Annotated in this window: 23 protein-coding genes; 14 read left to right on the top strand and 9 right to left on the bottom strand. The window is 59.4% G+C overall.

Going from position 1 to position 22,029, the window contains the following annotated elements; translation table 11 throughout:
* Positions 1-108 precede the first annotated feature (108 nt).
* From M0H32_RS28280 to M0H32_RS28290, 3 genes are all read left to right on the top strand, one after another.
* The gene (locus M0H32_RS28280) at positions 109-672 is read left to right on the top strand and encodes a hypothetical protein (RefSeq protein WP_248160025.1); all 564 of its coding nucleotides are present in this window, start codon (positions 109-111) and stop codon (positions 670-672) included.
* A 243-nt stretch (positions 673-915) separates the two neighbouring features.
* Positions 916-1,374, top strand: coding sequence for a ribonuclease HI (gene rnhA / locus M0H32_RS28285; RefSeq protein ID WP_248160026.1), 459 nt, complete (start codon positions 916-918; stop codon positions 1,372-1,374).
* A 166-nt stretch (positions 1,375-1,540) separates the two neighbouring features.
* Positions 1,541-2,110 carry a recombinase family protein gene (locus tag M0H32_RS28290; protein WP_248160027.1) on the top strand — a complete coding sequence of 190 codons (570 nt, stop codon included), beginning with the start codon at positions 1,541-1,543 and terminating at the stop codon, positions 2,108-2,110.
* A 3-nt stretch (positions 2,111-2,113) separates the two neighbouring features.
* On the opposite strand, the gene M0H32_RS28295 is transcribed toward M0H32_RS28290, so the two are convergent.
* The 3 genes from M0H32_RS28295 to M0H32_RS28305 form a co-directional block, all read right to left on the bottom strand.
* On the bottom strand, positions 2,114-2,695 hold the full coding sequence (locus tag M0H32_RS28295; RefSeq protein WP_248160029.1) for a hypothetical protein: 582 nt from the start codon (positions 2,693-2,695) through the stop codon (positions 2,114-2,116).
* A 96-nt stretch (positions 2,696-2,791) separates the two neighbouring features.
* Positions 2,792-3,550: an abortive infection family protein gene (locus M0H32_RS28300; RefSeq protein WP_248160031.1), complete on the bottom strand. Its 759-nt coding sequence runs from the start codon at positions 3,548-3,550 to the stop codon at positions 2,792-2,794.
* Positions 3,551-3,620: 70 nt separating this feature from the next.
* Positions 3,621-4,988 carry a tyrosine-type recombinase/integrase gene (locus M0H32_RS28305; protein WP_248160033.1) on the bottom strand — a complete coding sequence of 456 codons (1,368 nt, stop codon included), beginning with the start codon at positions 4,986-4,988 and terminating at the stop codon, positions 3,621-3,623.
* A gap of 551 nt (positions 4,989-5,539) precedes the next feature.
* Here M0H32_RS28305 and M0H32_RS28310 point away from each other — a divergent pair.
* The 9 genes from M0H32_RS28310 to M0H32_RS28350 all read left to right on the top strand — a co-directional run bounded on the left by M0H32_RS28310 (position 5,540) and on the right by M0H32_RS28350 (position 16,059).
* Positions 5,540-6,133 (top strand): class I SAM-dependent DNA methyltransferase, encoded by a 594-nt coding sequence (locus M0H32_RS28310; RefSeq protein WP_248160035.1) that lies wholly within the window; start codon positions 5,540-5,542, stop codon positions 6,131-6,133.
* A gap of 213 nt (positions 6,134-6,346) precedes the next feature.
* Positions 6,347-7,696, top strand: a complete 1,350-nt coding sequence (locus tag M0H32_RS28315) for a DUF2252 family protein (protein WP_248160037.1) — start codon at positions 6,347-6,349, stop codon at positions 7,694-7,696.
* A complete protein-coding gene (locus M0H32_RS28320; protein WP_248160039.1) occupies positions 7,686-9,680 on the top strand; it encodes an alkaline phosphatase D family protein in 1,995 nt (664 codons plus the stop codon). The genes M0H32_RS28315 and M0H32_RS28320 overlap by 11 nt, the downstream gene beginning before the upstream one ends.
* A 251-nt stretch (positions 9,681-9,931) precedes the next feature.
* The gene (locus M0H32_RS28325) at positions 9,932-10,459 is read left to right on the top strand and encodes a GtrA family protein (protein WP_248160041.1); all 528 of its coding nucleotides are present in this window, start codon (positions 9,932-9,934) and stop codon (positions 10,457-10,459) included.
* An 8-nt stretch (positions 10,460-10,467) separates the two neighbouring features.
* Positions 10,468-11,256 carry a glycosyltransferase family 2 protein gene (locus M0H32_RS28330; RefSeq protein ID WP_248160043.1) on the top strand — a complete coding sequence of 263 codons (789 nt, stop codon included), beginning with the start codon at positions 10,468-10,470 and terminating at the stop codon, positions 11,254-11,256.
* A gap of 1 nt (position 11,257) precedes the next feature.
* On the top strand, positions 11,258-12,205 hold the full coding sequence (locus tag M0H32_RS28335; RefSeq protein WP_248160045.1) for a lysylphosphatidylglycerol synthase domain-containing protein: 948 nt from the start codon (positions 11,258-11,260) through the stop codon (positions 12,203-12,205).
* The gene (locus tag M0H32_RS28340) at positions 12,202-13,653 is read left to right on the top strand and encodes a hypothetical protein (RefSeq protein WP_248160047.1); all 1,452 of its coding nucleotides are present in this window, start codon (positions 12,202-12,204) and stop codon (positions 13,651-13,653) included. The genes M0H32_RS28335 and M0H32_RS28340 overlap by 4 nt, the downstream gene beginning before the upstream one ends.
* 13 nt (positions 13,654-13,666) lie before the next feature.
* Positions 13,667-14,425, top strand: coding sequence for a glycosyltransferase family 2 protein (locus tag M0H32_RS28345; protein ID WP_248160049.1), 759 nt, complete (start codon positions 13,667-13,669; stop codon positions 14,423-14,425).
* Positions 14,422-16,059, top strand: a complete 1,638-nt coding sequence (locus M0H32_RS28350) for a hypothetical protein (RefSeq protein WP_248160050.1) — start codon at positions 14,422-14,424, stop codon at positions 16,057-16,059. Before M0H32_RS28345 ends, M0H32_RS28350 begins: the two co-directional genes overlap by 4 nt.
* Before the next feature lie 42 nt (positions 16,060-16,101).
* On the opposite strand, the gene M0H32_RS28355 is transcribed toward M0H32_RS28350, so the two are convergent.
* The 5 genes from M0H32_RS28355 to M0H32_RS28375 are packed head-to-tail and all read right to left on the bottom strand — an operon-like array spanning position 16,102 to position 19,095.
* Positions 16,102-16,566 carry an HAD family hydrolase gene (locus M0H32_RS28355; protein WP_282449600.1) on the bottom strand — a complete coding sequence of 155 codons (465 nt, stop codon included), beginning with the start codon at positions 16,564-16,566 and terminating at the stop codon, positions 16,102-16,104.
* A gap of 30 nt (positions 16,567-16,596) precedes the next feature.
* A complete protein-coding gene (locus M0H32_RS28360; protein WP_248160052.1) occupies positions 16,597-16,950 on the bottom strand; it encodes a hypothetical protein in 354 nt (117 codons plus the stop codon).
* A gap of 33 nt (positions 16,951-16,983) precedes the next feature.
* Positions 16,984-17,418: a TadE/TadG family type IV pilus assembly protein gene (locus M0H32_RS28365; protein ID WP_248160053.1), complete on the bottom strand. Its 435-nt coding sequence runs from the start codon at positions 17,416-17,418 to the stop codon at positions 16,984-16,986.
* Positions 17,402-17,836 carry a TadE/TadG family type IV pilus assembly protein gene (locus M0H32_RS28370; RefSeq protein WP_248160054.1) on the bottom strand — a complete coding sequence of 145 codons (435 nt, stop codon included), beginning with the start codon at positions 17,834-17,836 and terminating at the stop codon, positions 17,402-17,404. The genes M0H32_RS28365 and M0H32_RS28370 overlap by 17 nt, the downstream gene beginning before the upstream one ends.
* 14 nt (positions 17,837-17,850) lie before the next feature.
* Entirely contained in the window at positions 17,851-19,095 is a 1,245-nt protein-coding gene (locus M0H32_RS28375; RefSeq protein ID WP_282449601.1) for a pilus assembly protein TadG-related protein, read from the bottom strand.
* Between the two features lie 355 nt (positions 19,096-19,450).
* Between M0H32_RS28375 and M0H32_RS28380 the strand changes: the two genes are divergently transcribed.
* A complete protein-coding gene (locus M0H32_RS28380) occupies positions 19,451-20,281 on the top strand; it encodes a TolB family protein (RefSeq protein ID WP_248160056.1) in 831 nt (276 codons plus the stop codon).
* Positions 20,282-20,316: 35 nt separating this feature from the next.
* Here M0H32_RS28380 and M0H32_RS28385 read toward each other — a convergent pair whose 3' ends face one another.
* Entirely contained in the window at positions 20,317-21,207 is an 891-nt protein-coding gene (locus M0H32_RS28385) for a DMT family transporter (protein WP_248160058.1), read from the bottom strand.
* 115 nt (positions 21,208-21,322) lie between these two features.
* Here M0H32_RS28385 and M0H32_RS28390 point away from each other — a divergent pair.
* The coding region (locus tag M0H32_RS28390; protein ID WP_248160059.1) for a LysR family transcriptional regulator at positions 21,323-22,029 on the top strand (707 nt) is incomplete at its 3' end.

A 22,029-nucleotide genomic window follows, 5' to 3' on the forward strand; every position in this document is an offset into this window, starting at 1 on the left:
ATCACCGCTGGCCCGACACTGCTGCGTTAAATGGAGACTACGCAGCATCGGGCCAGCTCCTCACAAACAAGGGGTCAGTTTTGGAAGCCGATAAGGGGTCAACATTCAATGCCGATTGACAGCTTGGAAGCCTACAGGCGGTCCAAAGATCGTACCGATATTCCTGTGACAGTCTTTCAGGGCAGCGTGGATGAAGCGGTGTTGACGGCTGCAAAGGCCAACACCCAGTCAGTGCTGCCCATGGATAATCGCCAGCGGCAGAACCTGGCTTGGCGGCTGGCGCTCACCAGCAAGTTCTCCAAACAACAGATCAAGGCCTATGCAGGCATCTCCGATGGCCAGGTTGCCACGATGAGGCGAATCAAGAAGGCCTTGGGAGATGACGCCTACGAGCATGAGAGCTGGTGGGCTGCTCGTCGTGCGGCTGAGGGAAAGCCCATAGTGACACTGTCTGAAGATGAAATGGAGGAATGGATGGATGAAAAGGCCCAGCGCTGGGCGGACCGCTTGGCAAAACACTTCAGCACGAAGATGGCTCAGAACCCTGTTATCGCAGCTCGTGCCCTGGAGCGTCATTTTGGTCGCAAGCTACCAGAGCTATGCCGGGAGCTAGATAAGCTGGCTCCACTGGACGATCTAGCGGAAGACGAATACGAGCCTGAAGACTTCTGATCACTGGTCTTCACTCAAGGCAGATCTGAAGAGAGTGTTCGTGCCGACCTCAGTCGCCACCCATGCACTCCTTAGGATGTGCATTCTGCATACCCTGCCCAATCAACACTGAAATTTCCGGCGCAAATTTTCGAGCGCCCATCCGATAGAAGGCTCTCGCGGGATTCCCCCGTGGGGGCCTTCCTTCGTTTGGTGCCCGGAGTCGTGCGCTGGTCCAACTCAACTTCAACGAAGGAGACAACCATGCCAAGACAACCCAAACCACTTGTTCTCTACACCGATGGATCTTGCTCGGGTAACCCGGGCCCTGGAGGCTTCGGCGCGGTCTTGATCGGCAAGAAGGAGGCCCTGCATATGTGGGGAGGTGAAGAACACACTACCAACAACCGAATGGAATTGATGGCAGCCATCAGGGGGCTCCAGGCCATCAAGAGACCGCGAGAAGTGATCGTGTGGTCTGATAGCACCTACCTCGTGAAAGGAGCCTCCAGCTGGATCTATGGTTGGAACAAGAAGGGGTTCAAGGGTGTCAAGAACCCGGACCTTTGGCTCGAGATAGACCGTCTACAAAGCATCCATGATGTCGAGTGGAACTGGGTGAAGGCTCATAGCGGCAACGAGCTGAACGAGCTTGCTGATAGCCTTGCGCATACCGGGAGAAGAACTCAGGTGTACGACGAGGTCCGCGTACCTCTCCAATAGCTCCCAAGGAGGGGGCGCTCCAAAGTGAGCGTCCCTGCCGTCCAATGTCGGTTCCTTCGATGGTCACAAATGCATACTGACGTGACCGGCTGCGCTACCCCTTGACAGCGTGGTCATTTTCCGTTCACAAATAGATGGTCATTATATCCTAAGGAGTTTGTAACCAATGGCGCTTGTCGGTTATGCCCGCGTTTCCTCAGTCGGACAGTCCCTCGAAATCCAGGAGGAGAAGCTCAACGGCGCAGGGTGTGAAGAGCTATTCAGGGAAAAGCGGTCCGGTGTGGATAGGGAGCGCCCAGCCCTGCAGGAATGCCTTCGGTATGTTCGCAAAGGAGACACCTTGGTTATCTCAAGGATCGACCGATTGGCTCGCTCTGCTGACCATCTTCTGTCGATTGTGAAGCAGCTGGACGACAAGGGTGTCGCCCTCAGAGTACTCGACCAGAGCATCGACACAAGTGATGCCGCAGGTAAAGCTTTTCTCGGTATGTTGGCTGTCTTCGCTCAGTTCGAGAACGATATTCGACGAGAGCGCCAGATGGATGGCATTGCGAAGGCCAAAGAGAAGGGTGTGAAGCTTGGCCGGAAGCCGGTATTGACTGCGGAGCAGGAAGAAGAGGCGAGGCGGCTCAGGGGCGACGGCTGGGCGCTGCAGCGTATCGCAGATCACTTTGGCGTTTCGAAAGGCCTTGTTCACAAGACTTGTAGTGTTATGAGGACTGTCTCAGCGTTCTAGGTATCACTCGTTCATTTTCGACTTCAATTGGATAAGAATGGACTCGGCTATGTCGATGAATTCATATGCTTGGGAAGGTGTGAGCCATTCGCTGTCACTATGAGCTGAAAGGTTCCGTGCCTTTCGAAGGCTATGCAAAGCGTTAATCTGGGTCTTGCTCAAAACGTTGTTTTCAATTGCCCAAGAGAACCAGTCATTGCGAATGTAACGTGGCCCGCCAAGCTTATTTGACAACTGGGCAGCTACTTTTTCAATTCTACTGTACGCCTCCACGACCGCAAAACGCGGGTAACTGTCTGCCAGCCTGATTAGCCTTTCATCTTGTGGAATGACGAAGTTTTCATTGGGGTCGTCAGTTGAATTTTGCCTCGCCTCATCAAGAAATTCATTGAATTCAACTTCTCCGTCGCCGTATTTTATTCTTTTAATATTTCCTATTAGGTGTCTTACTTGCTTTCGAAGTATAAATATTATAACAATAAGAGCGAGTGGCCACGATAGATCCACAATGAAATCTAGCGTAGTTCTATAAATTTCCAGATAAATACTTTCGCTCTGTTGAGCGAGATAGCCCCATAAGGTCAACAGAAAGACCTCTCTTTGAACGTGTCAACTAACAGCTTGTAATAATGCACCCTTGCAACTGTGGCATCAAGGCGATGCTTGAATGCCTTTGCGAGGTTATCTGTTTTTTTTACTTTCCCAAGTGTCCACAAGGAATGTGGCCATCGTGCCAGCTAAGTTGACAGCAAGCGCCGCATGGCGAGGTTTAGGCTTGACGGCTTTCCGCCCTTTCCCATGAGCATCACCAATCTTGTTGCGAAGGGTTCCAAGACATTGGATGACATTTTGACAACTTCCCAAGATGCTTTTGAAAACTTCCTCGGTGTGTTGATCAGGTGCCAAGTTGAGCGTCTTGGCTGTATTGCGATAGAGTTTCGGTAGATCGTCGTTGTTGCCGTATTCGATCTGTTCATCGTCCAGAATATGCTTGCAAACGGATTCCAGAAGGGTTCTGGCTGACGTTATTGCACCGTCTGGGTTTTCTTTTCGCCTTTGAAGTGCGACAGACCAAATTCGCTGCACTTCATCAGAATTGAGATGTTCCAGCGTTTCCACCGTCACGGCATCTGTTGGAGACTTTGTGCCAGCATCTAAGTGGTCGAGAATTGGCTGGAACCCGTCATACACATACTGACTGCGAATGGCGTACGATCCCTGTCCAGAACTCACCTGTTTCAGATGGCCCCACAGCGCTGTTCCAGTTCGGCAGGTTCGAATGAACTGAGGCAGCAGGGGACGCAGCTCGTCCTCTTCCATAATTGAGCGTCGAAGCTGGTGATATGAGTTGTCGTCTACCGATCCCCCAGTTGCCAATCCGACGACCATTTCTTGCAGCATGAGCGCCTGTTCATAATAGTCATCTGGAATGTCTTCCACTGGAAACCTCCTTCGACACAAACATGAGCTAGCAGTTGTGTTTCTTCACAGGTTGCGGTGCAAGGTTGAACTACTTCTGCCAACGTGGCAATCGTACTGCTTCGACACACCGTCTTGCTTGTTCGAACAATGGCCCTGCCGAATATTTTCCCAATGTCATTCCTTGGCGTTTGTGACCCACGACAGTTGCAATGATGTTCTCCGGCTGATCGGCTTGTTCTGCCTTTGTGATGAACCACCGGCGGAAGGAGTGGAAGTTCACAAGTGAGCGTCGCTTGCCGGGAATGACTTCATCCACACCGACCTTGCGCCTGTACTCGGTGAACTGATTGGAGGCCTTGAAAGAACGCTCCCGCTTGGATCCTTCCTTCTTTGGGGCTGGCCACTCGGGAAAAATGTCGTCTTCGTCTTCCTTACCTTCAGTTCGTCTGGCAATGATCTGCTGCAGATCTGAATGGATAGGGCAGGCCCGCTCCTTCTTCTCCTTCTTCTGGGGCTTGAAGACAAATCTACCGTCCCTGCAATCCTTGACCTTCAGGCACACGATGGCGTCGATCCTGGCTCCAGTCAGGGCCGCAATACGCATCAGATCATGCATGTGCTGGGTGGTCTCTCCAGTCAGGAGTTTGACCATTTCTGCATCTGTGAACGGCCGCTCCTCTTCGTCGTGAGGTGTCTGGGGCTCTTCAAGTGTCAGCCCGTGCCAAACATTGTGCTCCACTTCATGCCGCCTTTCGAGCCACTGCCAATAGCGCGATAGTCGCCGAAGGTACTTGTTGAGGGTCGTTGGTGTCAGTCCTGGCAGAAGCTCTGGCAAGGCGTCCATGAAGCGAACGGCGGTCTTCTTGTTGAAGGCCTCCAGGACGGGTGTAACGCCTTCGTTGGAACACCACTGCTTGAGGTATTTCATCGCCCGTTCATCGTCGGCCTTTGTTCGGGCTTTGACGGTCAAGCCTTCGAGGTAGCGTCCATGATGCAGATCGATTGGCGTTGCCAGGCCCAAAGCGACACGGGCGAATTCAACTGACTGCCGCTCATTTTCAGGGTCATAGAGCGGTTCTGGTTCACCCGTCGCGGGGTCTGGTTCCTCGCCAACCACTCGTCCCCGAAGCATCTCGGCGGTTAGGTATATTCCTTCCACAATGGACTCACGCTCTTCCTCCGTCTTGGCTTGCTTTCGAAGCTCCGCCATTTGCAAAGCATCCGCGATGTGAGGAGCACTCGCCTCAGCACCTCTGGCCTTCTCAATCCTTTCCTTGAGCTGGCCTACTACTGGCCACTTCAGGCGGTTGGCTATGGTGAGGCTATCTGTGTGCAGCGGTTGTTTCAGCTTGGTTCCAAGCTTGTCGTGCAGATCGCGAGGAACAGAAACTGTGACTCGCCATTTGCCACCGTGAAGCTCAAGAAAGCGGCGGTCCTGAGAAGAGGATCGAGGCATTTGTCTCCTGCTGCGTACCCAAGTTCGTACCCAGCCTGACTACCCAAATGCATTGAAAAATCAATAGGAAATTGAATTCATTCAGGAATTTTTGGCCTCGGAGACTCTCCCCTTGGCTCCACCATTCCTCTTCCTTCGGGAATTTTTCTTCAAAATCAGTTGGTTATTTCTGGCACTCAATAAATTGTGTGCCGACGGTCTAGTGTGGTGAATTTGAAATTCGCCTCATTGTTGCAGCGACCATCGAAGCGAATTTCAAATTCGAAAACCACACTAGAAACATATGCTTGCTAGTCACCCTTTTGAATCTGAAGCTCGTTCCGAGTGTGCCGGGAAATAAGACGAACTTCAGATTCGGGTGACTAGCCTTGACCGGTTCACCAAAATACGATCTGCGCTCAAAGTGGACCTTTTCCGCAGCGCTCAGTGCTCGACAAATTTATCTCTCAGGTGCAATACGAAGGCGTCGCCTTCGACAGTCTCCGGGTCGCTAGGACACGGTAGACCGTTTCGTCATCGATTTTCGGAAAATGGCAGTTGGAGCGCCTCCCATGGCAGACCGTGAAACGATCCGCATCTACGACGAAAAGGCCGGGGACTATGCGGCGCGGTTTGGCTCAGGTCGCCCAAGCGAATCCTTGCAGACATTCATGGCATTGCTCCCGGAAGGCGCGCAGGTTCTTGACTGGGGCTGCGGTCCCGCGGCCGCGTCCGCGCATATGCGGGATGCGGGGTTCCAGCCGGACCCGGTCGATGCCTCGCCCGAAATGGTTGCCATCGCGCACGCGCAATTCGGTCTTCAGGCGCGCTGTGCGACCTTCGATGCGCCCTTGCCGCAAGCGCGCTATCACGGCGCCTGGGTCAATTTCAGCCTGCTACACGCGCGGCGCGTGGATCTGCCGGGGCATCTCGCACAACTTCACGCGGCGCTTCTGTCCGGCGGGATATTGCATCTGGGCATGAAACGAGGCAGCGGTGAACACCGCGACAGGTTCGGCCGGTTCTACACCTACTATGAAACCGATGAGCTGACGGGTCTGCTGGAAGCGGCGGGTTTTATCGTCAGCGGCGCCCATGAAGGCGAAGAGGCGGGGCTTGCCGGAACCGTCGACCCGTTTGTGCTCATCCTCGCGAGGAGAATCTGAGCCCCCTCAGCTCCCGCGCATGAAAGCAACGGTGATTTTCAATCTCGACGATGCGATCGAGGTTGATGCGCCCCCAGGGACAATTGTCGCCAGGTGTAACCGCACGCTTGCAGCGCCCCCGCCACAACCATATGTGTGAATGCCAGACGGCGTTTTCGGAACCGGTAAGTCCCGGTACCCTTATCCCGTTGCAGACCAGAACCCGGGCGAGGCATGGAAGCGCGCGCATATCGGCAGGCATTGATTTCCGCGGAACTGGAACGCGTTGACGGCGTCGCGCCGCATGCACGCCCGGTGCTCGACAAACATGCCAAAATGGCGTTGTCGCCGTTCCAGTTCCTGCGCGGCTCGGCGCAGATCTTTTATGCCGATCTTGCCTCTGGCGTCCTGCAGTTGCCAGAGGCGTTCTTGTCGGCACCGCTGACACGCATTGTCGGCGACTGCCACCTCGCCAATTTCGGGTTCTTTTCCGAAGAAGGCAGTTACGGCGACACGGTCATCTGGGCACCCAACGACTATGACGATGCTGGCGAGGGACCGGCCGGTTTCGACCTGATGCGATTTTGCGTCTCGCTGTTTCTTGCCGCGGAGTATCTGGACGGCCTCGTTGCCGGCCGCTACGGCAGCGACAAGAGCTTTGAGATCACGTCGCCGCCGGCTGGCAAGGACGCCGCAAGGGCCGCAAGGGCCTTTCTCAAGGCCTACCGAAAGACACTGGAACAAATCGCCGCCAACCCGGAGAACCGGGACGGCGCGGTCAAGCGTTTCGGCAAGGATCATTTCCTCAGGAAACCGCTTGAGAAAGCACGGGCACGCGCGCCGGGCAGCAAGAAATTTGAGAAAAAATCAGCGGTCGCCCAGCTGACGGAGCGCACCCGGTCCGGGTTCCGCTTCGATCCGGCATCGGACAAGTTCGCGCGGGTCGACCAGGCGCTGGCGGACGAACTGGAAGACGTGTTCCGGCCGTATCTGGAAGACAGCATCCTCGATGTCGCCCGCCGCGTCGGCGCCGGCACCGGCTCGCTCAGCCTCGACCGTTTCTACCTGCTCGTCGGACCCGACGAGGCGCCGAGTGCGGCAAGTTTCCGGGAAACCCATGTGGTGGAGGCCAAACAGCAGCAGGCCGCCGCGCTGATTCATCATTTTCCGGACCTGTCGCCGGTCAACCGCTTGGCACCGGCCCGGCTGACGGTGGATTGCCAGCGCCGCATGTTGCGCCGGCCGGACCTCGTTCTGGACGACGTCGTCTGGAACGGTTCAGCCTGGTTGCTGCGCTCGCGCCATCACACCTGGCTGACCGTCGACCCGGAAGACCTGCTGGCGGCGACGGACCCCGCCCAGGCGCTGAAGGACCATGCCAGGGCCTGTGGCAGCGCGCTGGCTTTCGCCCATGCCCGCGGCGACCTGCGCTCGGTGCGGTTCGAACAGCAGGTGGCGGACGCCGTGGACAGGTCAGGCGCGGAATTGATCGCGGCCGCGAAGAAGTATGCCGACCTCGTAAAATCCGATCACGGTCTGTTGTCGGAAATGATCGACAAGCCCGGAGACACCCATGCCGCCTGAGAGTAACCTGCCCGCGGTTCTGGCAGGCCCGATCCTGCGCCGGGTTACATCGGAACGCGTGGCCATCTGGATGGCGGTGCGCGCGCCGGCAAAGGTAAAGCTGGAGCTGCAGCCGGAATCCGAAAGCCTGTCAGAGTACCAGCTCGAGCCGGGCACGGAGGCGCTGTCCTGTGTCAGCGCCGGAAAACACCTGCATTATCTCCTGATCGACGTCGCGCCAGAAGAACCGCTGCCGGCGGAGACCTGGATCTCTTACCGGCTGAGCCTGGAACTGGAGGACGAACCGGAAGCCGGCTTTCAGGACCATTCCGTCTGGGCGCCGGACCTGTGTTATCCCGGAGAGGACCGGCCGGGTTTCATGGTGCCGCTCAGCATCAAGTCTCTGCTGCATGGTTCCTGCCGCAAGGCGCACAGTCTCGCCCGCGACGGGCTGGTGGCCGCCGATGCCCATCTGAAGGCCCGTCTGCCGGGCCGGGAGACGCCGGGAACCAACGAGGAGGGCTGGCCGTCCCTTTTGGTGATGAGCGGCGACCAGGTCTATGTCGACGATGTCGCCGGCCCGATGGTGCAGGCGATCGGCGACCTTTGCGACCGGTTGGGTCTCCGCGATGAAATGCTCACCGGCCTGGAAACGGATCTGCCGGCCTCCGGCCACGCGCTCCATGCGGTCGGCGACATGCTCTACCGCCGCGACGGTCTGCTGCCGCGGATCGACCAGAACGCAACTGTTTTCGACGTGCTCTTCGGCGGCACGGCGAAACCGGTCTTCACCTCCCAGCACGCCCGCAACCATCTGATCACCCTGGCGGAAATGCTGGCCATGTATCTGCTGGTCTGGTCGCCGGCCCTGTGGCGGGACATGCCGGTCTTCCGGATGCCGGACGGTCTGACAGAAGACGAGCAGGCCATGTATGCGCAGGAGACCGAGACGCTGAAGGGGTTTGTCGCCGATCTGCCGGCAGCCCGCCGGGTGATGGCGCACCTGCCGACCGCCATGATCTTCGACGATCACGATGTGACTGACGACTGGAACCTGTCGCTCGCCTGGGAACAGGCCGCCTATGGCCACCCGCTGGCCAAGCGCGTGATCGGCAATGCCCTGGTGGCGTATGCCATCAACCAGGGCTGGGGCAACCGGCCTTCAGCCTTCCGAGCGCATCTGGAAACGCCGGTCCGCACCGCACTCGACGCGCCGGGAACCGACACGCACGATGAGGCGATCGACACATTGCTTGCCTTCGAGGAATGGGATTTCCAGTGGCCGACGGATCCGCCGCTGATCGTTCTGGACACGCGTACGCGGCGCTGGCGTTCCGAACGCAATGCCCACTATCCCTCCGGCCTGCTCGACTGGGAGGCGGCGACCGATCTGCAGGGGCATCTGCGCGGCAAGGACGCGGTGCTGCTGGTGTCCGCCGCGCCGATCTTCGGCGTCAAGCTGATCGAGGCGATCCAGAAATTCTTCACGCTGATCGGCAAGCCGCTGATGGTCGACGCGGAATACTGGATGGCACATGCCGGCACGGCGGAAGCGATCCTGAACGTCTTCCGTCATCGCAACACGCCACGCCATTTCGTCATTCTCTCCGGCGATGTGCACTATTCCTTTGTCTACGATGTCGAGTTGCGCCATGGACAGCCGGATCTCGACGGCAGCATGGAGAACGGCCCCGAGATCTGGCAGATCTGCAGTTCCGGCATCAAGAACACCTGGCCCGAGAAGCTGATCCGATCGCTCGATTTGGGCAACCGCTGGGCATTCGCGCCGCGTTCGCCGCTCAACTGGTTCACCAAGCGCCGCGGCATGCGGGTGGTCCCGCGCAAACCCGTCGGCACCCCCCATGGTCAGCGCATCCTCAATGCCTCCGGCATTGGACTGGTCGAACTCGACGACACCGGCGCGCCCAAACGCATCTGCCAGCTGACCGCCGACGGCAAGGTCGTGCCCTTCGAGCGCCGGGAAGGCGAGGCGCGGTTGGACTGACGTCTGAAGCCACCTGAATTGCGAACAGGCCCTGAAATCTCGGGACACTATTGTTAGATTCGCCGATTAACTGCATTGCAACACTTGAGACCTAGGGTAGGCCCGAAAGTTGTATTGGGCGCGAGCAGCGGTCGAAACCTCCCTGTTATTCTCAAATTGTAAACGGGATCTTCCAATGCCGGCGCTACAGATTTGTTGGAAAAGCAACACCCATCTTGTTGCCAGAAAGCCTTGAAGGTCTCGGGATGAAGATGTCTGGTCGTCCTGTCGATGCGGTCATGAACCGCGACAGCCCGAAGCCGGGGGCGTCTTCCTTGAAACAGCATCACGCATTGGCAAAGCGCTTTTCAGGATTTGCACTGATCTCCGGGATTGGCTGGTGTCTTGATTTCATGACCATGGCGACGCTGACCTATAGCGGCGTTCCGGTGTTCTGGGCCAATTTCATCGGCGCGTTCTGCGGCGTCACCTTCGTGTTTTTCGTGGCCGGCAAGCGCATTTTCCGCAAGGCGCACAACCGCTCGATGGCGACCCTGCTGCTGCTCTACTGGATCTGGCAGCTTGTGGCTGTGACCGCCGCCTCCGCCCTGACCGCCGGGGTCAGCTTGCTGCTGCTCGCCATGCTGGACCAGGTAGGCGGCACTCCGATCCTGACGGATTTGGGCGCAAACATCGTTACCTTGACCGGGGTTTCGGCCAAGATGCTGGTGACGCCATTCACGCTGATTGCCAATTTCTTTTTCATGCGGTTTCTGCTGGAAACCCCGAAGTCGGATTGAGGAGCCTCATGGACGGCCGCATTCTTGTGTTCATACCCGCCTATAATTGCGAGGCGCAGATCCCCAGGGTGCTCAGGCAACTGGAAGCCGAGGACGTGCGGACCGTGGTCGAAGGCGTTCTGTGCGTCGACAACCGCTCGACCGACGGCACCCGCGAGGCGGCTCAGGCCGGCCTGAAGCAGCTCGACTTCGCCGACACCGCGCTCTTGCACAATGACGGCAATTACGGTCTCGGCGGCTCGCACAAGGTTGCCATCAATTTCGCGCGCGACAATGGCTACGACTATCTCGTGGTGCTGCATGGCGACGACCAGGGTTCCATCGCGGATCTGGTTCCGCACCTGAAGGCGGGGCGCCATCGCGACCTCGATTTCCTGATGGGCGCGCGCTTCATGTCCGGGTCGAAGCTCGAGGGCTATTCCTTTGTGCGCACCGCAGCCAATCACGCTTTCAATCTGATCTTCTCTGCGATCAGCGGTCAGCGCCTTTACGATCTGGGGTCCGGGCTGAACCTCTTCCGGGTCAGCGCGTTTGAGGACGGCTTTCATCTGAAATATGCCGACGATCTGACCTTCAACTATTATCTGATCCTCGGGGTCGTCCGGAAGCGCGCGCGTCTGGGGTTCTTCCCGCTCACCTGGCGCGAGGACGACCAGGTTTCGAATGCCAAGCTTGGCCGCATGGGCTTTCAGCTGCTGCGCATCGTCGGATTCCGACTGTTCCGGCCAGGAGCTTTCTTTGCGGCGGATCACCGGAAGACACCGCGCGAGCGGTATCCGTCGACGCGGATCGCCTGACATGCACCAGCTCTTGTCGCCCCTCAAAGTCAGACAGGCCATTTCGGCCGCGGGACTGGGTTTGCATTACGCGGTCCTGTTCCTGCCGTTTGCCTTTGTACTCTGGTGGCTGGCAGAAGGTGGCCTGGACGACCTGGCGGGGCGGCCCTGGTTCGCGTTAGCGCTTGCCGGGGCGGTTTATCTCGGCTCCCACTGCGTGCGGGCCTTGCGCCTGGCGGTCATGGCATCGCGGCTCCTCGGCATATCGGCGCGCTCAAGCGCGCTTCTGCACATGGTCACGGCCCCAGGCGCGATGATCATCCCGTTCAAGCTGGGCGAAATGTTCCGCCTGCATCAATTGTGGTATCTCGGCCGGAGTTTTCCCGGAGCCCTGATCATCATTCTCCTCGAACGGTTTTTCGACGGCCTGATGATCCTGGTCCTGCTGGGCATTGTCTATGCCTATCACGGTCCGCTCGGGCTCGGGCCGATGCTGCTTCTGGCGGTCACCAGTCTCGCTGTCCTGGCAGGTCTGGTCGTGTTCGTTCTGGGCCCGGGAATCCTCAGGGCCGTTCAGCAATATGTGGTGCTGAATCACCGCAATCCGAAATCCCTGCGCCATCTCGGCCAGCTTGACGGCCTGCGCCAGATCACGACAAGGGGCGCGGATCTTTTTCGCGCGCAAGGGGCTGTCTTGCTGGTCATGTCGCTGGTGATCTGGGGTCTGGAAGCGCTTGCGGCGACCGTCCTTGCATTCACCTATGCGGGATTCAGCAAAACAAGCGGGATCGTGGTCCTCGCGGAGCGTGTCTTCGAAGGACCGGTCGGGGCCCTTCAGAGCGCTGTTGGAGCCTGGAGCAGCCTGTGCCTTCTGTCGCTGGTGCTCGTCTGGCCCATCGCCATGTGGATCTACCTGCCGCGCGTGAAGAACGAACCGCTTCGCGCCCAGAACAGGACAGGTGTCTTATGAGCAAAACCCTTTCCGTTATCCTCGACGACCGCGATCCGCCCGCCGAAAGCGTTCGCGCGGCGTTGGGCGAAGTCAGGTTCTCCGACATCATGCGGCGCCGGCGCACGCTGGCCAGGGAACTGACCGAAATGTCGCTTGCCGCCGGCGCGAACACGGTCGAACACCTGACGACACCCGAAAGCGGCCTGGAGCTTGCCGACCGGATCCGCGACCGGGGCGATGCCGCGATCTATCTGCGGCTGCCGCTCTGCCTGCCGCCGCTCGATCCGGAAGGCTATGCGGTGCTGGTTCGAAAGGCCGGTTTCGCGCTGAAGACCATGCTCGCCAGCCCGGTGATCGACGACGAGGCGGTGGCTGTTCTTTTTCACGACGATGCGGCCGCGCTGTTGTGTTCGGAAACGCCGGAAGCCCGCCGTCTGGCCCTGCTGGCCCTGCGCGACCGCACGGAGATCATTACCGATCACGCCCGCTTTGTGGACATTCGCCATCCCCGGAACCTGATGCTGTTCCTGTCCGGCGCTACCGAACTGCGCCACTTCAACTCCGCGCATGCGGAAGGCAATGTCTTTCACAAACAGTCGCAGGACATCGAGAAGATGCGATCGGAGCACGGCTTCTTCCATGCCGCGCCCCCGGAACTGCAGCGCTTCCTGTTGCCGACCTTCGGTTTCTGGGAGGACGGCAAGACAGCCGGTTACCGGATGGAGCATCTTGCGGTCCCCGATGCCGCGCTCCAATGGGTGCATCACGCCTTCTCCGAAGGCGATTTCAAGGTGCTGCTCGACCAGGTCTTCAGCTTTCTGAAGGCGCGGCCTTCGGGGCAGAAGGACAGTGCCCGCGCAGAAGCCCAAATCGTCGGCAAGCTGGAAAGCCGGATGAAGGCCTTTCTGCAGACCGACCTTGGCCGCAGGACCAACAGGATCCTGGAAGAAGCCGGTCCGCGAGGGAGCCTGGCGGCGATGCTTGAGCAGGCCTTGCCCCTGGTCCGCCAGGCGGTCGCGCGCACGGACCAGCTCGTCTTCTCTCACGGCGATCCCTGTTTCTCCAACATTCTGTTCGACAGGCGGATTGGACTGATGCGGCTGGTCGACCCGCGCGGAGCCCTGTCGGCCGAGGATGCCATGATGCATCCGCTCTATGATGTCGCCAAGATTTCTCATTCCATCCTCGGCGGCTACGATTATGTGAACAACGGGCTCTTCCGTGTCTGCATGGGCAAGGACCTGAAGCTGGAGCTCGACTGGACCATCGCCCCGCCGGCGGATTGGGCGGCGCGCCAGTTCAGGGCGCGGCTGGAGGAAGAAGGCTACCGGATCGCTCACCTGCGCGCGGTTGAGCTTTCCCTGTTCCTGTCGATGCTGCCGTTGCACACCGACCATCCCGACAAGCTTGTCGGCTTCGCCCTGATCGCGGCGGGCATTCTCGACGATCTTGAAGGCGCACAGTGAGGGAGACCGCATCATGAGCGGCGTCGTCGCAATCACGATGGCCGGCCTCGGCAGCCGGTTCACCAAGGCCGGTTACGACCGGCCGAAATATGAAATCGAAGCGCTCGGACGGCCGCTGTTCGACTGGTCGATGGTCTCTCTGGAGGCCTACCGGCAGGCGGGCTGGTCCTTCCGTTTTGCCGTTCGCAGTGGCCTGGGAGCTCCGGATTATCTGACCGCACGCTGCAAGGTGCTGGGCATCGAGGTCGACGGCATCGTCGAGCTTGATCATCTGACCGACGGACAGGCCACGACCGCCCTGGAACTGATCGCCTCGGCGGACGCGCAGAGACCGGTCGCGGTCTTCAACATCGATACCTATGTCGCGCCCGGGGCGATGGTGCCGCCCGATCCGGCCACCTGTGCCGGTCATGTGCCGTGTTTTCCAGGACCCGGCAACGGCTGGTCCTTCGCCCGCACGGATGCGGACGGCCGGGTGGTCGAATTGCGCGAAAAGGAACGGATTTCCGATCATGCCACGGTCGGGCTCTACTGGTTCGACAGCGTTGCACGCTACCGGCAGGTGTATGACACCTATTTCCGTACCGCCGGAGAGGAAAAGGGTGAGCGCTACATCGCACCCATGTACAATCAGATCATCGCGGACGGGGACCGGGTCAGCATCAGCCAGCTGGCCCTTGAGGATGTCGGCATGCTGGGCACGCCGGAACAGCTGGACAGCTTCGTCGCTTCGCCGCCGCCTTCGGCATTGGCGTGGATGCAACGCCGATGACCGTGCTGGCAACCTATGTCATGGCGGCCGCGCTCAGCCCGATCCTTTTTGCTGCGCTGTTTCTGAAAGCACCGCTCTCTTCAAGGAGTGTCGGCTTTTTCGCTCTCATGTCCGCCGTGGTCCTGATCGCTCTCAGCGCCGCCCTGCCGCAGCTGATTTTTGACCACGAACGCTACCTGCACGATCTGTGGACGGCATTTGAGACCGCCAACAAGGCGGCGTCGGGCCTGGCCTCGAGCACCGATTATTTCAGTCCGATCGGCCCGGTTTATGACTGGGTGTTCCGGATTGCCGTTGCGATCCGGCCGCTCGGCGCGACGACGGTTCCGCTGGCAAGTTCGATCTTCGCGTTTGGCGTGCTGATGCTGGCGCTGGCGGCGCTTGGCCGGCAGCTGAGTCTGGGCACGCTCGGGCTGGTCACGCTGATCGCGGTCGCGACAATCGTGTCTCCGCGCGAGCCGGACATGATTTTCGCCCAGACGACCATGAGCTGGCTGGCCCCCTATAATCGCTGGGCCGCGGGGCTGACCGCCATCGTGGCCGCTGCCTTCATTTGTCCGCCTGGCCGACGGGGATCGGTCGAAGCTGTTCTTCTTGGCGTCTGTCTTGCGCTTGTTCTGCTGACCAAAGTGACCTTTGGAGCGGCGCTGGCCGGCCTGTTGGTGGCCGCACTCGTCTTCCGAAACGTTGCCTGGCAGCATGCGGGCCTTGTGGTGGCAGGATCGGCCGCGTTCCTGGCGGTTGCCGAAGTGCTCACCGGGCAGGTCAGCGCGAACCTTGCGGATATCAGGACGGTATCCGGCTTTGCCGGCGAAGGCTGGCGGCTGATCAAGCTGCTCAGCCAGATGGGCGAGGCAGCGCTCTGGGCGGTCGGCTCCGCGGCGCTTTATCTTCTATTGTGCGAGCAGCTGCAGCAGGAAAAACGGGTCGTACCGGTTCTGCTGATGGCAACGGCCGCGGCGATGGCCTGGGTGATCCTGATGCAGAACCATTGGGTGTCCGAGAGCCCGGTCTATGCGGTCCTGCCTGTCGTGGCCGCGGAATGGGCCGGATTGTTCCGGCGGGGCGAGGCGGGCGATTGGATGCCTGCCCGCTTGAGTGGACGTATTCTCGCGGGCCTGGCCGTGCTGCTCGCGCTGACCTATCCGGCCAGGGACGGCGGCACCTTGATCGCGCAATGGGCGCGCGGCCTGCAATATCCCGAAAACGAGAAGCTGGCCGGTACCGGACAGGCCGGATTCCTGATCTATCCGCGCTGGTTCGATGAGCCGGACAGCAAAGTGGTCGTCGATTACAAACGCATGCTGGACGGTCTGGACCTGTTGCGGCGCGCGGGCGCCGATCAGCCCGAGGCCGGTCCTGTTCTGGCGCTGAACTTTGCCAATCCGTTTCCAGCCCTAATGAACAGGCCGTCACCGGCGCAGGCGCCAGTCTGGTTCCAGAAGGGCCGGATCTTTTCCGAAGACGTGCATCAGCCCGCCGAGGTTTTGTTTTCGGACGCGGACTATGTCATGCGCGCGCATGGCGATCCGGCCGGTGCGGATCTCTGGGACATCTACGGTCCCTATGTGCTTGAGACCTACGCCAAACAGGCGGAAAGTCCCTACTGGACCCTCTACCGGAAAAAGCAATAACCGGTGCGACGATCCGGCCGGTTGAGGCCGTATCGCGAGGCATCAGGTCTTGGGAGCGTTGTCCAGCAGCGCATCGATTTCCGGCTTGGACAGGCGCACGAATTCATCCGGCCGGATGGCGCGGTCGTCGACATAGAAACCTTCGTGGCCGCACCAGGGTTTGCCGACGAAGATCTCGTCGTAGGGAATGTCGTGCTTCTGCAGCCATTCGATGATGATCGGCACCGTGTGGGCGGTGATCTTGCCGACGTTGTTTTCATGCGTGCGCATGTTGCGCGCCGTCTGAATGACGATTTCGAACCCTTGCGCCTTGTATTCCTTCAGCTTTTCAACCAGCGGCCAGTTCGGGCTCACATTGCGGTAGTCGGACGTGTCCGCGAGTGTCAGCGTTCCGTCCAAATCGATAACAAGGCGTTTAATCGGCTCTACTCCCCGCTTGCCCGGACCTGCAAGCGGCGCTCCGGGGTAAGGTCTTTGATCGCAAAGCCAATAGCCCGAAAACCTCAAGGTTGGGTAAAGCCCCGTTTGCTGCGGATACTAGAGAAACAGGCTGAGCAATCCCTTGATGGCGTGCGGCAGCAGGGAATAGAGGGTGTAGATCAGGGATCCCCACAGCACCGCGATCAGCAGCAGGTTGTTGAAGGTTACGACCGGGCGGCGTGTGCGTTCGTTCTTGAGACGATTCTGACTGCGGCGTTCGCGGCCGAACAGGACGACAAGAAAGTAGCCAAACAGACTGAGCCGGATATCGGCGGCGTGCCGGGCGTTGCCGCGGCGCTGAACCGCGACATAGATTGCCTGCTTTTGCTGCGCATTCAGATCCGTAACAACTTTCGGATCGACATCGTTCCAGAATGCGCGGGTATCTTCCGTCTCGGCCTGGTTCTGCATGCGTGTCTCCTTGGGCCCGTCATGAGGACCGCATCATTTGGTTGCACTCAGGACAGGCGCTGTCCTGTCCACGTTGATCTGAATTGTTGAAATATCCGCAAACGGCAGGATGATCTCGAAGGGCACGCCCACGGAAATGCGGATGTGCTCAATGCCGGACAGCGTCACAGGCACCGCCGTGACAGTGAGCTTGTCGGGGTCTACGTCGGTCAGATAGGAACGCATTGCCGCCGAGATTTCAGCGGTGGTCGTCGTCGTGTCGACATTCATCAGTCTGACCGCGCGTCCGAGGGCGTGGTTGACCTCGTTCCAGACGCTGACCGCCTGACCGATCTCGAAGATCGCGAGAAGCAGCATGATGAACAACGGAAAGACCAGCGCCATTTCCACCGCCGCGGCGCCCTGATCGTCCTTTGCGAATTTGCGTCGATTGCCCGCGCACCGGTATGCCTTAGCGGATCTGAACATGTGTCTTTGATTCCAGTTCGAACGGTGGCAACAGGTAGCCGTTGTGCTGTTTGGCAGCGCTTATGTTGAGGAACACGGAGGGAGGCACCGTTGCCGAACACCAGATCGAGCAGGCCACCTCGACCTCACCGCAGGAGCAGGTTTTCTCCACGGTTACGGTGACGTTTGTCGGATCGTTTGTTGCCGCGAGCATGATGGCCGAGATTTCGCCCGTCTCGTTGATATTGGACATTGCTGCCTGAGCGCCGGTGCGTGTGCTGTGGTCGAGGTTGAGCCGCGTTTGCACCGCCAGACCGCTATCCAGCATCAGCAGCAGTCCGAGGATCAGAACAGGCGAAACCAGCGCCATTTCGACGGCGGCGACACCACGACGGTCAGAGGCCAGTCGACAAAAGTATTTGCGGCAAAGGCTGAGCATTCCCGGCCCCTACCCTATTCGACCAGTTGAACGAGCTGGTCGTTGAGAAGGTCGTTAAAACCCATGTCAGTGCAATCGCTGCCGATGCCGGCGTCGCCGGTGAACTCGACGGTATTGGCGACGATCTGGGTGCAGCCTTCGCCACCGGAACTGTTGCCGGCAAATTTGATATCTCCGGAAGGCGCATAGATGGCGCCGTTCAATGCCATCGAAGACGAGCCGTTGATGATATGGGTCGCGCTCGGATCGTTTCGGTCAACGAAGATCAGGATGCCTTGATAGTCGCCGGAAACCGGGGCGGTCAAGGCGACGTCCGACGTTCCGGAAATGCTGACCGTTGCTCCGTTTGTCAGGTACAGCGTCACGCCTGTGCCGCTTAGTGAGCTGGAGGACGTCAGTTTGAGGTCACCGCCGTCGATGACATAGACACCAGGGTTCATCGTCACGGTGCGCCTGACGGTGAGTCCTCCGCAATACCGGCCTTCGGATATGGTGTAGCTTGAGGAGGGCGGTCCACCAAAGTCGTTCTCAGGTTCGCAAGGACCGTTCGTCGAAGGCTCGGGCACATCTGCAAACGGATCGTCAACCGCTTCGGCATATTCGATGGGGCTGGAACACGAAGACATACTCAAGCCGCTTGTTGCACTCACATTACCGACAGCGGAAGCGCAAGGGGTCTCCACCTTGCCGTTGCCGCTGACACGAACAGCGTCGTCGGCGGTGGAATTTGCATGCACATTGCACCCCTCCAGGGTCACATCGGAAGACCCTGTAAAGGTGACGGCTCCGGAACTTGTCCGGTCGAGCGCCAGAATACACGTCGGAGATCCTTGCTGAAGGCGAGCCACGGCGCGGCCGCCAAGCGAAACATCGCCGGAAGAGAAGATTGCCGTGAACAGTCTTGGATGGTTTTCCTGCAGAACAATCTCGACGGCGTTGCTGTTCCCGGCAAAAGAACCGGTCGACGGAGGCCAGTCCGCGGTCATGCTGCCAAGCGAAGTGTCGTACCCGGTCTTGACCGCCGCGGCCAATGCGGCTTCTGAAAGCGTGTCGACGTTACGGCTGGTTCGCAATTGCGCCGCTGCGGCGTAGGCGGCAACATCCGCGGCGTTCTGCAGCTTGCGCTGCGCGAAATACCAGTAAGAGGCTTCAGCGCCCAGGCCGAAGCCTGCGATGGCGATCGGCATGAGGAGTGCGCCAAATATCGCTATGGTCCCACGTCGGCAATCGACCAACTGTCGGACAAACCTCAAACTCATTACCCGTTCCTCAACGTAATCAAGAGAACCGAAAGATTAGAGGGATTTTGCTTCAGTTAACTTAAGAGGGACTCAGAATTTTTTCTTAAATTTGTAAAAATTAATACTGGCGATAATCTTGTAGCTTGCTACTTTGAATTGCAGTGATATTGCTAATTTGATCAGGTGTGAAGAATTGCAATGCACGTATTGCACTATGATGATGCTTTTACATGTCTTTGACAGCTTGCGCGATCCTCCCACAGGGCTGTCTGTTCGGTCAGGACGCAAACTCAAAGTGGGAGCATGCAGACAACTCTGACCTTTGTTTCCTCTATCCGTCGTGCAAAGCTCCGGCGGATCCTGGAGCCCGCACATGAAAAGCATCCTTGCCGCCATCGACATTGAAACCGGCGCCGAGACCGTTCTGTTCGAGACAGACCTGCATCTGGAAGCCCCGAACTGGACCCGGGACGGAGCGGCTCTGATCGTGAATGGTGGCGGACGGCTCTACAGGGTGCCGATCGACGAACCAAGGCTTCACGTGATCGATACCGGCTTTGCCAACGACCTCAACAACGATCACGGCCTGTCACCTGACGGCACGCAGCTCGCGATCAGCGACAGCACCGAACAGGATGCCAGCTGCATTTATGTCCTGGAGTCTGCGGGCGGGGTTCCACGGCAGGTGACAGCCGAGATTCCGTCCTACTGGCACGGCTGGTCGCCGGACGGCAAGGAACTGGCCTATGTCGGCAAGCGGCCGGAGACCGGAGGTACGTTCCAGGTGTTCACGATTGACGTCGACGGTGGAGCCGAAAGGCAACTGACGTGTGGTTTCGATCATTGTGACGGGCCGGATTATACGCCGGATGGCGGCTGGATCTGGTTCAACGGCGAGCGCGCCGGTTCGGTGCAGCTCTGGCGCATGCGGACCGACGGCAGCGTACTTGAACAAATGACGGACGAGACTTCGGTCAACTGGTTTCCGCATCCGTCTCCGGACGGACACCATGTCGCGTATCTCGCCTACGAGCCGGGAACGACCGGCCATCCACCAAACAGGAACGTCGAACTCCGGCTGATGCCGGCCGGAGGCGGTCCGTCCCGGGGACTGCGCGCGGTTTTCGGAGGTCAGGGAACGCTCAACGTGCCGTCCTGGGCTCCCGACAGCCGGCGTTTCGCCTATATGCGATACGAGCCCTGACCTGCCTGCCTGACCTGCCTGACCGCGCCGGCGTGTCAGGCTATTACGGCGCTTTTGCGAAAGCCCCATTTCAGTGTCACGGCAAGACTGGCCAGGATGATCAGCCCGAGGCCGGCGACCTGGCGGGCGGTGACGAAGTGATCATAGGCGAGGGCGTCGACCACAACGGCACTGGCCGGATAAAGGAATAACAGCACGGCGATCACCGGCGTGGTCAGTTTTGGCAGGGCCTTGTAGAGCGCCACGTAGACCCCGCCGGTGTGGATGAGGCCGATGACGCCAAGCCAGCCCCATTGCTCCGGGGAGAGTGCGGTCGGGCCGAGCGGCGAAAAGAACAGCAGCAGCAGGGCACCGGTCAGAAACTGGATCGTGGCGAGCTGCGGCGCCGAGAGGCCGGTCAGTCCCTTGGCGATGACCGTCACGCCGGCATATAGACAGGCAGCGGCAAGCGTCGCGCCGAGACCGAGCAGATAGGCCCGGTCGGCGCCGAACTCCGCGCCCGTGAGTCCCGTGGCGAGGGTGAGGCCAACCAGGGCGAGGCCGATCCACATCAGCGTGACGGCGTGGAGGCGCTCCCGGAAGACAAAAGCGCCCAGCATCACAACCAGGAAAGGCTGGATGTGAAAGGTGATCGTGGCGACCGCAATGCCCGTTTGCCGGATGCCTTCGAAGAACAGCACCCAGTTGCCGGCCATCAGCACGCCGCTGGCCAGCGCCATCAGCATTGTCCGGCGCGGGACGTGCATAAGCCCGGCAAGATCGCCGCGCCACAGGCAATAGAAGGCCAGCGCGAGACCGCCGATGACACAGCGGTAAAAAGCGACGCTGACCGGGTCCGCGCCGCTTTCCAGAACGCACAGGCCGATCGTGCCGAGCAGGGTCTGCGCGGCGATCAAACCGATCATGCCTTCCATTTGTCTGGTCATCGTTCTGTCCTCAGGGTGCGACCGCCTGGCCGGTCTTGAAGACAGAATGAGGTCGGTTTCATTGTTTGGTCAAACGATATAGTTTGAAGATACTCTTCAGGAAAATTGAAAAATAATGCAGCTCGACCACACACTTCTTCGAACCTTTCTCGCCTGCGTCGACGCCATGAGTTTCAGCCGTGTGGCAACGTGCGTGCACAAATCGCCGGCGACGGTTTCCATGCAGATCCAGCGTCTGGAACAGCGCATCGGCAAGCCGCTTTTCCTGCGCGACACCCGCAATCTGTCCCTAACCGGCGCGGGCGAGGAGCTGGAAACCTATGCAAGGCGGATGCTGCGCCTTCACGACGAGGCCGTCGCCGCCTTCCAACGGCCGGAGATGGAGGGAACGGTCACGATCGGCGCGCCGGACGACTACATCGCAGCCATGCTGCCGGATGTGCTGCGCCGGTTCGGCGAGCAGTTTCCGCGCGTTGAATTGAATGTGGTCTGTGCCCAGTCGACGGCGCTCTTGCCCCAGGTCGCGGCCGGTGACATTGACCTCGCCATCGTCACCCGCACCGGCGGCACGGAGGGGCGCCAGATCCGGCGCGAGCCGATGGTCTGGATCGGTTCAAGGGACGGTAGGGCCCTGAGCCGCGATCCGTTGCCGGTCGCCCTTTATGAGCCCGGCAGCCAGGCTCGCACCGTGGCGCTCGCTGCCCTAGCCCGCATTTCTCAAAGCATTAGGTGCATCGGCCCCAAGAATCTGAGAACATTCTTTTGCAACAGAGAGTTATCAGGTTCTGATGCGGGGTCCGATGCCAACACACTGTATCTGCG

Origin of the sequence: Roseibium sediminicola (assembly GCF_023156505.1) — a bacterium.
Taxonomy (GTDB): Bacteria; Pseudomonadota; Alphaproteobacteria; order Rhizobiales; family Stappiaceae; genus Roseibium; species Roseibium sediminicola.